At 70.6% G+C, this 11,545-nt stretch carries 13 protein-coding genes and 2 pseudogenes; 12 read left to right on the top strand and 3 right to left on the bottom strand.

Going from position 1 to position 11,545, the window contains the following annotated elements:
* Window positions 1-261 precede the first annotated feature (261 nt).
* The 3 genes and pseudogenes from AC0T5L_RS11530 to AC0T5L_RS11520 all read left to right on the top strand — a co-directional run.
* A pseudogene (locus AC0T5L_RS11530) lies at window positions 262-396 on the top strand (DUF6177 family protein); the annotation flags it as partial.
* Between the two features lie 8 nt (window positions 397-404).
* Window positions 405-533: a hypothetical protein gene (locus AC0T5L_RS11525; RefSeq protein WP_476165417.1), complete on the top strand. Its 129-nt coding sequence runs from the start codon at window positions 405-407 to the stop codon at window positions 531-533.
* Between the two features lie 362 nt (window positions 534-895).
* Window positions 896-1,618, top strand: a complete 723-nt coding sequence (locus tag AC0T5L_RS11520; RefSeq protein ID WP_476165416.1) for an RDD family protein — start codon at window positions 896-898, stop codon at window positions 1,616-1,618.
* 200 nt (window positions 1,619-1,818) lie between these two features.
* Here the strand turns inward: AC0T5L_RS11520 and AC0T5L_RS11515 are convergent, their stop codons facing one another.
* Window positions 1,819-2,409 (bottom strand): hypothetical protein, encoded by a 591-nt coding sequence (locus AC0T5L_RS11515; protein WP_476165415.1) that lies wholly within the window; start codon window positions 2,407-2,409, stop codon window positions 1,819-1,821.
* Window positions 2,406-2,747: a divalent-cation tolerance protein CutA gene (gene cutA / locus AC0T5L_RS11510; RefSeq protein ID WP_476165414.1), complete on the bottom strand. Its 342-nt coding sequence runs from the start codon at window positions 2,745-2,747 to the stop codon at window positions 2,406-2,408. The genes AC0T5L_RS11515 and cutA overlap by 4 nt, the downstream gene beginning before the upstream one ends.
* A 66-nt stretch (window positions 2,748-2,813) precedes the next feature.
* On the opposite strand from cutA, the gene pyrE reads away from it, so the two are divergent.
* Window positions 2,814-3,347 (top strand): orotate phosphoribosyltransferase, encoded by a 534-nt coding sequence (gene pyrE, locus AC0T5L_RS11505; protein WP_476165413.1) that lies wholly within the window; start codon window positions 2,814-2,816, stop codon window positions 3,345-3,347.
* 149 nt (window positions 3,348-3,496) lie between these two features.
* Here pyrE and AC0T5L_RS11500 read toward each other — a convergent pair whose 3' ends face one another.
* Window positions 3,497-3,874: a RodZ domain-containing protein gene (locus AC0T5L_RS11500; protein ID WP_476165412.1), complete on the bottom strand. Its 378-nt coding sequence runs from the start codon at window positions 3,872-3,874 to the stop codon at window positions 3,497-3,499.
* Window positions 3,875-4,273: 399 nt separating this feature from the next.
* Here AC0T5L_RS11500 and fbaA point away from each other — a divergent pair, with 399 nt between their 5' ends.
* The 8 genes and pseudogenes from fbaA to purD all read left to right on the top strand — a co-directional run bounded on the left by fbaA (window position 4,274) and on the right by purD (window position 11,475).
* Complete coding sequence (gene fbaA, locus AC0T5L_RS11495; protein WP_476165411.1) at window positions 4,274-5,296, top strand: class II fructose-bisphosphate aldolase; 1,023 nt, start codon at window positions 4,274-4,276, stop codon at window positions 5,294-5,296.
* 880 nt (window positions 5,297-6,176) lie between these two features.
* A pseudogene (locus AC0T5L_RS11490) lies at window positions 6,177-6,398 on the top strand (ABC transporter ATP-binding protein); the annotation flags it as partial.
* Window positions 6,399-6,675: 277 nt separating this feature from the next.
* Entirely contained in the window at window positions 6,676-7,359 is a 684-nt protein-coding gene (locus AC0T5L_RS11485) for a hypothetical protein (RefSeq protein ID WP_476165410.1), read from the top strand.
* A gap of 23 nt (window positions 7,360-7,382) precedes the next feature.
* Window positions 7,383-7,697, top strand: a complete 315-nt coding sequence (locus AC0T5L_RS11480) for a hypothetical protein (RefSeq protein WP_476165409.1) — start codon at window positions 7,383-7,385, stop codon at window positions 7,695-7,697.
* A complete protein-coding gene (locus AC0T5L_RS11475; RefSeq protein WP_476165408.1) occupies window positions 7,685-8,005 on the top strand; it encodes a hypothetical protein in 321 nt (106 codons plus the stop codon). The genes AC0T5L_RS11480 and AC0T5L_RS11475 overlap by 13 nt, the downstream gene beginning before the upstream one ends.
* Window positions 8,006-8,055: 50 nt before the next feature.
* Entirely contained in the window at window positions 8,056-8,472 is a 417-nt protein-coding gene (locus AC0T5L_RS11470; RefSeq protein ID WP_476165407.1) for a DUF3151 domain-containing protein, read from the top strand.
* Window positions 8,473-8,897: 425 nt separating this feature from the next.
* The gene (locus AC0T5L_RS11465; RefSeq protein ID WP_476165406.1) at window positions 8,898-10,181 is read left to right on the top strand and encodes an adenylosuccinate synthase; all 1,284 of its coding nucleotides are present in this window, start codon (window positions 8,898-8,900) and stop codon (window positions 10,179-10,181) included.
* 43 nt (window positions 10,182-10,224) lie between these two features.
* On the top strand, window positions 10,225-11,475 hold the full coding sequence (gene purD / locus AC0T5L_RS11460; protein ID WP_476165405.1) for a phosphoribosylamine--glycine ligase: 1,251 nt from the start codon (window positions 10,225-10,227) through the stop codon (window positions 11,473-11,475).
* Window positions 11,476-11,545 lie beyond the last annotated feature (70 nt).

The following is an 11,545-nucleotide window of genomic DNA, read 5'->3' as shown; positions in this document are numbered from 1 at the left end:
GCCCGCACCGGGCCGGCGAGATCACCCGAGCCGTGCTCGTCCTTCAACTCCGAGAAGCAGGATGAAAAAGGCTGAGTCTGGGAAATATGACATATATTTCAACTATGACGAGCGGCCACATTTCACCTTCCCGCCGTATCCTGGAGACTATGCTTCTGATTTGAAAATATTCCCCCGGGATCCCGAGCACGTCCCGGAGTGGCTCCGTGAGGAGCTCCGCAAGGCCGAACAGGCCCGAGTCCCCGTGACCTAAGCGAACCGGCTCTGACGGCGTGGGACGCCAACCAGCTGACCGTTCTGTGCCGCGACCGGGCTCCACACCCCACACGGCTGGTGTTCGCCGGCGATTCCTTCAACGGCACGCTGCACACACCAGGCGTGTCGCCGAGGGGGTGAAGGAGAGCATGAGTCTCGCCGCCGGTGACGGCGCATCCCTGGACGCGGTTCCCGAACTCCTGGTCAGAATCGCGGACTCCCTACAGACGATGACTGTCTTCCGGGTTCCCGGCTTCGAACCCTCATGGCACACCTGACCCCGAAAACAGCGCCATGAGCCCCACACCGCGGAGAAATCCGGCAGCGTGAGACCGCCCGTACTCCCCCTGAACAGGACTGCCGTGCTTCCCGGTCCCTGACCAGACCGGTTCCCGTCAAGACCGGTTCCCCAAGCCGCACGGTGGACAGGAAGGGCCCCTCGCGTCAGCGAAGCCCAACAGCGGCCCGGCCGGAGCGGGTGACCGTAGCCTTTCGGGCACCGGTGCCCCCGAGAGACCGATTCCGCCTCCGTAGCATCGGGCGTGTCGGCGCCCGGAGGCGCCGGGACCGGTCTCCGCCCCTCCGCGCCCTGACGCCGTCACACACGGCACACCCCGACGACACCAGTAGGAGCAGCACCATGCAGCCCCCGCCCCAGCCCTTCGACCAGAGCGGCCGTCCCGGCTGGCAGCACCCCTCCGACGCGGGGCACCCCGGAGCCCAGCCTCCGCCGGCGCCCCCGTACCCGGCCCCCGGCCACCCCGCGCCCGCGTACCAGCAGGGCCAGCCCCACGCCCACGGCTTCCAGGGCCACCAGGGCTACCACCCCCCGCCGCGGAACTGGCTCCCCCCTGTGATCACCGACCCGGGGCAGTGGAGCCCGGCCAATCCGCAGGTCGGCATGGCCGATTCGGGAACGCGCTTCGCGGCCCGGCTCGTCGACACGCTCATCTTCGTCCTTCTCTGGTTCGTCCTGATGTTGCTGGGGACCGGAGTCAGCGTGGCCGTCGGCGGCGGCGACATCGAGGGCCGCGCCAGTTCGAGCGTCTTCATGGCGGCCTACATCTTCAACTTCTTCCTGCTGCCCATCGTGATGGAGTGGCTCCAGGTCCGCCTGTGGAGCCGGTCGATCGGCAAGATGCTGTTCGGGCTGTGGGTGGTGCGCTCCGACGGCGGCGGAAGGGTCACCGCCGGTCGCGCGCTGATCCGGTCGCTGCTCTACGCGCCCGGGCACACCAACCTGGTCAACTGGCTCCTGCCCTGGTCGCTCACCAACGTCCTCTGGTCCATGCGCGACAAGACGTTCCGGCAGTGCCTCCACGACAAGGCGGCGAAAACCGTGGTCATCCAGGTCCGCCGTTAGGGCGCGTCCGCCGGACGCGCCCGCGCGGAACCGCGAAGCGGTCCGATCCGTCGGGGGTTCCCCGGCACGGACGCCGGTCCCGCGCCTTGGCAGTTCCACGGTATGACGCGTTTCGCGGGGTTCCTCGTCGGTGCCGGTTCCGGCCTGGCCCCCGTCCGCGCCGCTCTCCCGCATCGCGCGCCCTCGGACGGGTGCGGGGCTCAGGCCATACCGCGCAGGTCCACCAGCAGCTCCGCCAGAGCCTCGGACGCCTCCTCCGGGGCCGCCTCGCGCACGCTCCAGCCGCGCAGCCCCGCCAGGCGCGCCACGTGGCGCAGGCCGGGGTCGGTGAGCAGGTAGCCGCACGGCGCGTCCGGCCAGTCGGAGGCCATCGGCAGCGGCTCGGTCCGGTAGGCGGGCGGCTCGTCGGCGGGCACCGCTCCCGGGTCCGTGCCCTCGGGGCTCTGCGACTTCACGATGTCCACGCGGCTGGGGCTGCCCGGCTGGGGCAGGAACGCGTCCACCAGCACGTAGCCGGCCACCGGCCGGTGCGCCGCCCGCTGAGCCGTGCCGACCGCGCCCAGCAGCGGGCCGGCTCCGCCCTCGGCCACGAGCGCGGTCGGGGCGTCGGACGCGGCCAGGCGGTTGATCTCCAGGCTGGCACGGGCGACGTAGCGGGCCGCGTGCGGCGGGTGCTCGTCGCCGCCCACCTCGGGTCGGACGGGGGTGAGGCCGCGGTCGGGCAACCGGTCGGCCAGGCCGGGCAGCCGCGTGGGGGCGCCGAGGGTCGGGGGGAGCAGGACGGCGATCACGCGGAGGTGCCTCCCCGCGTCTCGTCGCGCACCCACTCCAGGTAGGAGGGGTTGCCCCCGGAGACGGGCACGGCGACGACCTCGGGGACGTCGTAAGGGTGGACCTCGTTGATGTGCGCGGTGAGGTCCTCCAGCCGGTCGGCGGCGGTCTTGACCACCACCATCCACTCCTCGTCGGCCTGGATCCGGTCCTCCCAGCAGTAGAAGCTGGTGATCGGCCCGCTCACCTGGGCGCAGGCCGCCAGCCGGTGCTCGACCACCGACCTCGCCACCTGTTCGGCGCCGTCCCTGCTGTCGACGGTGGTCTCGACCCGAACGGTGTCCGCGGGCTGTGGCATGGCCGTCCCTCCATCTCGGGTGCCACGGTGCTTTCCGTCCCACCCGGTGTCCTAGGCTCACTGATCATGAGCGAACGTGATGAACTCCTGCGTCAGGTCAACGATAAGGCGGTTGTGCGCGGGAAGGTGACCCTGTCCTCGGGCATGGAGGCCGACTACTACGTCGACCTGCGCCGGGTCACTCTGGACGGAGAGGCCGCGCCGCTGGTCGGCTCGGTCATGTTGGACAATGTCGCGGACCTGGAGTTCGACGCGGTGGGCGGTCTGACGCTGGGCGCGGACCCGGTGGCCACCGCCATGCTGCACGCCGCGCACGCGCGGGGGCGCAAGCTGGACGCCTTCGTGGTGCGCAAGGCGGACAAGGCGCACGGCCTACAGAAGCGGATCGAGGGAGCCGACGTTCGGGGGCGTCGGGTGCTGGCCCTGGAGGACACCTCGACCACGGGCGGCTCGGTACTGACCGCTGTGGAGGCTCTGCGGGAGGCGGGCGCCGAGGTGGTGGCGGTCGCGCTGATCCTGGACCGGGGCGCGCGTGAGCGGATCACCGAGGAGGGCCTGGAGTACCGGGCGGTGTACGGGGTGTCCGACCTGGACGTCTAGGGTATCCGCGTGTCGGGCAGCCGGTCCGCGGACCGGCTGGCCACGGCGCCTCCCGGCCGCTCCACCACGGCAGGGGGCGCTCCGGCGGTGGCGGAGCCGTCGGCTTCACCCCGTCCGCGGTCGGTGCCGTACCGGTGTCCGGCCGGCGTCTAGCCCTCTATCGTGAAGCTGTAGCCGGTGCCTCGGTCGGAGATGTCGCGCTGGTCGCCGTTGACGAAGACCTCGACGGCGGAGGGGTCACCGATGGTGACCTCCAAGCCCTCGTCCGCCTTGGCGTAGTTGACCGAATGGCCCTGGCTTATCTCCTCGTCCATCAGGACGTCGCCGCCAGGAATACGGACGAAGACCTCACTGGACTCACCGATGACGCGGATGTACAGAACACCCATGTTCTCCGGTTCCTCGCCCTCCGACGCCGCCTCTGAGGCGTTGGCACTCACACTGGTGCCCGGGAGCGAGCGGTACAAGAAGAATCCGCCGAGGGCCAAGAGCGTCACCAAGAGCACGACGGCCCCGACGATGGCCATCACCTGGCCAACGCCGCGAGGATCATTCCTATGCCTTCCCACGGCGTTGAATGTAGCGCGTATCACCGCAAAAAGCGACAGCAGACGCCTGGAAGCTCACTACTTCCCACAATTCGGCCATAGACAGGGACGGAGGGTTCACACGCCGTCGCCCCGGGTCCACGGCCCCCGGGCCGCCCGCGCCCACGCAGACAACTTCGGGCAATCTGGTCTAGACCTTTTCAAGGGCTCCGAGTATTCGGGATACTTGGGTGACACCTGGTGGACACGTCCGGACGCACGGCCCCGCCTGAGGGCCGTCCTCCGTCGTCTGGGCTCCACCGGGGCAACGCACGTGGGACGCCGTCGGCCCAGGTCCGGCGGCCGCTCGCTCCAGGCCGAATCCAGGGAGAGTCAAGCATGCCCATCGCCAGCCCCGAGGTCTACACCGAGATGCTGAGCCGCGCGAAGTCCGAGGGCTTCGCCTACCCGGCGATCAACGTGACCTCCAGCCAGACGCTGCACGCCGCCCTGCGTGGCTTCGCTGAGGCCGAAAGCGACGGCATCATCCAGATTTCCACCGGCGGTGCGGAGTTCCTGTCCGGCGCCACGGTCAAGGACATGGTCACCGGCTCGGTCGCCTTCTCCGAGTTCGCCCGCGTCGTGGCCGACAAGTACCCGGTGAACATCGCCCTCCACACCGACCACTGCCCGAAGGACAAGCTCGACGGCTTCGTCCGTCCGCTGCTTGAGATCTCCAAGGAGCGCGTGGCCAAGGGCCAGGAGCCGCTGTTCCAGTCCCACATGTGGGACGGCTCGGCCGTCGAGCTGGAGGAGAACCTCCAGATCGCCGAGGAGCTGCTGGCCGCTTCCAAGGCCGCCCGCACGATCCTGGAGATCGAGGTCGGCGTCGTCGGCGGCGAGGAGGACGGCATCGTCGGCGAGATCAACGAGAAGCTGTACACCACGCCCAACGACGCCCTGCGCACCGCCGAGGTGCTGGGGCTGGGCGAGAAGGGCTACTACATGACGGCCCTGACCTTCGGCAACGTGCACGGCTCCTACAAGCCGGGCTTCGTGAAGCTGCGCCCGGAGGTGCTCAAGAACGCCCAGGAGGCCGTCGCCGAGAAGCACGGCAAGGACAAGGCGTTCGACTTCGTGTTCCACGGCGGCTCCGGCTCCACCATGGAGGAGATCCACGAGGCCATCGGGTACGGCGTGGTGAAGATGAACGTCGACACCGACACGCAGTACGCGTACACCCGGCCCGTGGTCGACCACATCATGAAGAACTACGACGGCGTCCTGAAGATCGACGGCGAGATCGGCAGCAAGAAGGCCTACGACCCGCGCTCCTACGGCAAGGTCGCCGAAGCCGGTATGGCCGCCCGCGTGGTGGAGGCCGCCCAGCACCTGAAGTCCGCCGGCAACAAGATGAAGTAGTCGCGGCCTCTCACGAGGACCCGTGTTCGGTGCCCGGCGGCTTCGGCCGCCGGGCACCTCGTCTTTCCCGGAAACCGCGCCGACACCCTCTGCCTTGTATAACAAACCACCGCGAAAAACCCAGAACAATATTCTCCTTTTTCCGCGGCCCCGCTCCACAAAGGGACTCCCCGGGAATCACCCTGAAATTCCACCCCCTCAGAGCAGGATGAGGAGAATTGGAGTACAGGAATCGTGCCGTCCGAATCCTCGCGGCCGGGGCACTCACGGCGGGCGCCGTCCTCGTCGGCGCGTCAGCGGCCGGAACGGCGTGGGCCGGGGGCGAGACCGTGGCGGAGCGTTCATCCTCCGCGCGCGGCCTCGGCGCCGACAACCCCGCCATCTCCGGGCCAAGATCTCCGGAACCGGCTCTCGCACGGGATGCGGCGGCACGGTGACCCTCACCGTCCAGGTGCGCGAGCACCGCACCGCCTGGCCCGACACGGTCGTGGCCCGGGCCGGCCGCAGTGATTTCGGGAACGGCGGTCTCACAGCCAGGGGGACCGCGACGGCAACGGCACCTATTTCACCGGGACACGGAGTTCGAGCGGCAGCAAACTGTCCTCCGGACGCGTCAACCGACGCTGACCGAAACGGACCGCACGCGCTCACGCGCGGGTACGGCGAGCACGAACGGGCGAACCCATGCGCGTCACCGCTGAGAACCTGGAGTTCGGCTATCTGGGCCGGAAAAAGGTGCTGAACGGGCTCACCTGGTCCGTGGAGCCCGGTGTCACCGGACCCCTCGGCCCCAACGGCGCGGGCAGGAGCACGCTCCTGTCACTCGTCGTGACGCTGCTCCCGGTACGGAGGGGGACGCCTCCTCCTCGGCGGCCACGACCTGTCCACCACGGCCGGCCGCTCCGGGGCACGGCGGGCGCTGGGGTTCGTGCCCCAGCGCTTCGCCCTGGCCGGTGAGCTGACCGTGGCGGACACGGTCGCCTACGCCGCGTGGGTGCGCGGGCTGGCCAGGCGCGAGTGCGGGCGTGCGGCCGGGCGGGCGCTGGACCTGGTCGGCCTGGGCGACCTCGCCGACCGACGCACCCGCACACTGTCCGGGGGACAGCGCCAGCGGGTCGGCATCGCCGCCGCGCTCGCGCACGACCCCCGGGTGCTGGTCCTGTTCCCCGCGCTGGAGGCGCTGATCGAGGACGGTTCCGGCGGTAGCGCCTACGGCTCCGGGTTCGAACGCGCCTGCGACCGGTTGATCGAGCGGATCGGGGAGCGCACGCGAGTCCTTCGGCGACCCGGCTGCGCGCCTCTCCCCTCTCCTGGCCGCTGCCACCGGTCCTCGTCCTGCTCCCGGCGGGCCTCGTCCTCGCCATGCCCCTCACCGGCACGTGGGGGCAGCTCGACTGGCGGGCCCTGGACTGGTGTACCTCTCCTCGCAGGTGGGCGCACAGGCCCGGCTGCCGGCCGTGGTGGCGGCCGGGACCGCCGTGGCCGTGACCGTGGTCCTGCCGCACCTGCGCCCGTTCCCGCTGGTGGTTCTCACTCCGGGAGACGAGGTCTGCGAGGAGCACGGGGGCGTCCGCTACTGCGTGCACGAGGGGCACACCGGGGAACTCACCGCGATCAACGATCTGGCCACGCCGGTGTTCGACGCCTACGGACTGGCGGACGCCGCCCCCGGTGAGGTCCGCGACCGGAGCCTGGCACGCGATGACGACGAGGTGCTCAGCGGCCCCGGGCGGGACGTGCTCTGGTTGCCCGTCCATCCCGGCTGGAACCCGTACCAGCAGGTGCCCGCGTTCGCGGCCGAGTGGCTGGCGCCCGGTGTGCGGCAGTGCGGTTCCGAGGGTGTGTCCAGACTGGACCGGGACGCCGATCCACGAGAGCGCCGAGCCGCCGTCGCCTACGGCCTGGAATCGTGGCTGGCCTCGCAGGCGTTCGAAGGCGAGGCACACGGTGACCCCCTGTTCGCCGGCGCCGACCCCGACCAGGTCCGCGCGTGGATCCGGCGGGACCGGGAGCGCCTGGCCTCGTGCGAGGTGGATCCCGAGGAGCTGCCATGGCGAACGTGATCCTGCGGCCCTGACTGCTGCCGGTGCTCGGCGCGCTGGTCGCCTCCGCCGTGGCGGCGGCCTTCGGCGTGGCCGCGCTGGGGGTCGTGGTACCGGTGGCGGTGTTCGACTGGCCCAACGAGGAACAGCGGATACCCGTCGCGGAGCTGCTGTGCGTGTGCGCGGCCGCGGTGGGCGCCTGGTCCAACCGTCCCCGGTTGTGGGTGTGGGAGCGCCTGGGCGGTGCCCGCACCCGCGGGCGAGCGGCCGCGGTGGCCGCGATCGGCGTAGCCCTGCCTGCGACGGCGGGGTCCACCGTGCTGGCCGCCTCTCCCCCGCGAAGAACATGTGGCTGCTGACGACCAATGTTCTGCTGGCGGCCTCCGCCGTGTACCTGCTGGCTCCCTTCGTGGACGCGGTACCGGCGGGTCTGGCCGTGCTGGCGGGGATCTTCCTGGGGGCCGCCGCCTGCGATATGGCGCCGGGGCTGAACCGGGTGAGCCCGTACGCGTACGCCGGGACCGACGGGTGGGTCGCACCGGATCTCCTGCCCGGCGGAACGGTACCCGCCCTGGCCATGGGCATGGCGGTCGCGGCGCTGGGGGCGCACGCGGTGACGCACGGCTCGGCGTCCCGGGTCCACCGGCACGGGGAGGAGGCGGAATGAGCCGGACGGGTTTTCCGGAAGCGGTACGGCCCCGGTGGCAGGATGGGGGCATGAACATGCACCAGAACCTGCTGAACGAGCCGCCCGAGACTCGCCTGGCCGACAACCCCGAGGCCCGTGAGGCGCTCGCCTCGGCCGAGGACCCCACCCCGGTCGCCGGGCGGTTCCCGGAGTACTCCGCCGCGTGGGCGCGCCTGGCCGAGCGGTCCCTGGCCGACGGCCAGCCGGTGGCCGCCTACGCGTACGCCCGCACGGGCTACCACCGGGGTCTGGACCAGCTGCGCCGCTCGGGCTGGAAGGGCCACGGCCCGATCCCCTGGGAGCACGAGCCCAACCAGGGCTTCCTGCGTGCGCTGCACTCCCTGGGCAAGGCCTCCGCGGAGATCGGCGACAACGAGGAGGCCGAGCGCTGCGCCACCTTCCTGCGCGAGTCCAGCGCCGAGGCGGACAAGGCCCTCAACGGCTGACGCCGCGCCCCTTGGCGACGGGCCGCCCGGGTTTTCGCAGGAGGAGTGCCCGGGCGGCCCTTTCACGCGCCGGGGCGGATTCTGAGCACCTGCACGCGCCCGCGCCGCCCAGCCGTGTCCCATATCACTGCTGGCCGGCCCTGGGACGCCACCCAGGTGACCGCCATGGTCCGCAGACGTGCACCGGGGCGGACCCGGCCCGCCTTCGCCGGACCACGGAAAGGGGCGCGGAAACCGTTCCTCCCGATGCGCTGGCACAAGAGTGAACCGTGTGTCGCAAGTGCCGTAGAGCCCCACTTAACCCGGATGCGCAGGTCGTGTACCCTCAATACGCAACGGCCCCTGTCGCAGCCTTGCGCCAGGGGTTTTCCGTGTTCGGGGCCGGAAAAGCCCCGGTCAGGTGTCGAGCGAAGAGGTAGAAACCAATGCCGGCGATCACGCTCGTGGGTGCCCAGTGGGGCGACGAGGGCAAGGGCAAGGCGACCGATCTTGTCGGCGACCGCGTGGACTACGTGGTGCGTTACCAAGGCGGCAACAACGCCGGGCACACGGTGGTCATCGGCGAGCAGAAGTACGCCCTCCACCTGCTCCCCTCGGGCATCCTGTCCCCGAACGTGGTTCCGGTCATCGCCAACGGCGTCGTCATCGACCCCGGCGTGCTGCTGGAGGAACTGCAAGGCCTCCAGGAGCGTGGCGTGGACACGTCCCGCCTGCTCATCTCGGCCAACGCGCACCTGATCATGCCCTACCACCGGGCACTGGACAAGGTCAGCGAGCGCTTCCTCGGCAAGGGCAGGATCGGCACCACCGGGCGCGGCATCGGTCCCACCTACGCGGACAAGGTCTCCCGCCAGGGCGTGCGCGTCCAGGACATGTTCGACCCCAAGATCCTGCGCAAGAAGATCGAACTGGCCCTGAACGACAAGAACCAGCTGCTCACCAAGGTGTACAACCGGCGCGGCCTGGAGGCCGAGCCGATCATCGAGGAGTACCTGGAATACGCCGAGCAGCTGCGCCCCTACGTCGCCGACACCTCACTGATCCTCAACAAGGCGCTCGACGAGGGCAAGACGGTGTACCTGGAGGGTTCCCAGGGCACCCTGCTGGACATCGACCACGGCACCTACCCGTTCGTGACCTCCTCCTCCCCCACCTCGGGTGGTGCGGCGGCCGGTTCGGGCATCGGCCCCACCCGCATCACCAAGGTCGTGGGCATCATCAAGGCCTACACCACCCGTGTGGGCTCGGGTCCCTTCCCCACCGAGCTGCTCGACGAGCAGGGCGAGTGGCTGCGCAGCCAGGGCGGCGAGTACGGCGTCACCACCGGCCGCAACCGCCGCTGCGGCTGGTTCGACGCGCCCATCGCGCGTTACGCCACCCGGGTCAACGGCGTCACCGACTTCTTCCTGACCAAGCTCGACGTGCTCACCGGCCTGGAGCGCATCCCCGTGTGCGTGGCCTATGAGGCCAACGGGGTCCGTCACGACGAGATCCCGATGACCCAGACCGACTTCCACCACGCCGAGCCGGTCTACGAGTACCTCGACGGCTGGTCCGAGGACATCACCGGCGTACGAGAATTCGACAAACTCCCCAAGAACGCGCAGGCCTACGTGCGTACCCTGGAGGAGATGGCGGGGGCCCCGATCTCCGCCGTCGGTGTCGGGCCGGGCCGCGACGCGACACTCGAACTGCGCTCCCTGGTCTGAAACCCCCACGTCTGTCCGCCTTCAACACGAAGAGGCCCCTGTAGTGAAAGCCCTCGTTCTCGGCGGCGGAGGCCGCGAGCACGCCCTCGTCCGTGCGCTGTCCTTGGACCCGGGTGTCACCAGTATCCACAGCGCCCCCGGCAACCCCGGCGTCTCGGAGTTGGCTGAGAACCATGTCATCAACGTGACCGACGGCCTGGCCGTGACCGAGCTGGCCGCGCGCATCCGCGCCGAGCTGGTCGTCATCGGGCCGGAGGCGCCGCTGGTCGCCGGTGTGGCGGACGCGCTGCGCGACAGGGGCATCCCGGTGTTCGGCCCCGACCAGGAGGCCGCGCGCCTGGAGGGTTCCAAGGCCTTCGCCAAGGAGGTCATGGAGGCCGCCGGGGTGCCCACCGCCAAGGCGCGGGTGTGCAGGACGGCCAGCCAGGTGTCCGAGGCGCTGGACGAGTTCGGCACCCCGTACGTGGTCAAGAACGACGGCCTGGCCTCGGGCAAGGGCGTCGTGGTGACCGAGGACCGCGCGCTCGCCGAGTGGCACGCCCGTGAGTGCGGGCGCGTGGTCATCGAGGAGTTCCTCGACGGCCCCGAGGTGTCCCTCTTCGTGCTCAGCGACGGGCTGCACGCGCTGCCGCTGCTGCCCGCACAGGACTTCAAGCGCGCCTACGACGGCGATCAGGGTCCCAACACCGGCGGCATGGGCGCCTACGCGCCGCTGCCGTGGGCTCCGCGGGGCTTGGTGGACGAGATCATGGGATCGGTCGTGCGGCCGACCCTGGTGGAGATGAACCGGCGCGGCAAGCGCTACCAGGGGCTGCTGTACGTGGGTCTGGCGCTCACGTCCCAGGGCCCGCGCGTGGTGGAGTTCAACGCCCGGTTCGGCGACCCGGAGACCCAGGTGGTCCTGGACCGGCTGGCGACCCCGATCGGCACGGTTCTCCAGGCCACCGACACCGGAGGCCTGAAGAACATCGGCTCCCTGCAATGGAAGCAGGGCGCCGCGGTCACCGTGGTGGTCGCCGCCGAGAGCTACCCGGGCGACCCGGTCAAGGGCGACATGGTCGGCGGGCTGGACACGGCGAACGCTCTGGACGGCGCGTACGTACTGCACGCGGGCACCGCTTGGGAGGGCACGAGCGGTATCAAGTCCAACGGCGGCCGGGTGCTCAACGTGGTCGGTACCGGTGCCGACCTGCGCCAGGCGCGCGAGCGGGCCTACGAGGCGGCGTCGCGGATCGAGCTGCGCGGTTCGTTCTACCGAACCGACATCGCCGAGCGAGCGGCCGCCGAGCTGTAGCGGAGCGGCGATGGCGCCGGTGTCCCGGCGCCTCCGCGGTCCCCCCGGCCCCGCGGACGGCCAGGATCGA

It is taken from the genome of Nocardiopsis sp. TRM 82005 (genome assembly GCF_056312425.1).
The sequence above is the reverse complement of the archived record's forward strand: the minus strand, read 5'-3'. Positions and strand labels throughout refer to the sequence as shown.

Coding starts and splice junctions, on each gene's coding strand:
- AC0T5L_RS11465 (WP_476165406.1), top strand. CDS start 8,898: ATGCCGGCGATCACGCTCGTGGGTGCCCAGTGGGGCGACGAGGGCAAG.
- AC0T5L_RS11525 (WP_476165417.1), top strand. CDS start 405: ATGAGTCTCGCCGCCGGTGACGGCGCATCCCTGGACGCGGTTCCCGAA.
- AC0T5L_RS11520 (WP_476165416.1), top strand. CDS start 896: ATGCAGCCCCCGCCCCAGCCCTTCGACCAGAGCGGCCGTCCCGGCTGG.
- AC0T5L_RS11500 (WP_476165412.1), bottom strand. CDS start 3,874: ATGGCCATCGTCGGGGCCGTCGTGCTCTTGGTGACGCTCTTGGCCCTC.
- cutA (WP_476165414.1), bottom strand. CDS start 2,747: ATGCCACAGCCCGCGGACACCGTTCGGGTCGAGACCACCGTCGACAGC.
- AC0T5L_RS11470 (WP_476165407.1), top strand. CDS start 8,056: ATGAACATGCACCAGAACCTGCTGAACGAGCCGCCCGAGACTCGCCTG.
- fbaA (WP_476165411.1), top strand. CDS start 4,274: ATGCCCATCGCCAGCCCCGAGGTCTACACCGAGATGCTGAGCCGCGCG.
- pyrE (WP_476165413.1), top strand. CDS start 2,814: ATGAGCGAACGTGATGAACTCCTGCGTCAGGTCAACGATAAGGCGGTT.
- AC0T5L_RS11475 (WP_476165408.1), top strand. CDS start 7,685: ATGTGGCTGCTGACGACCAATGTTCTGCTGGCGGCCTCCGCCGTGTAC.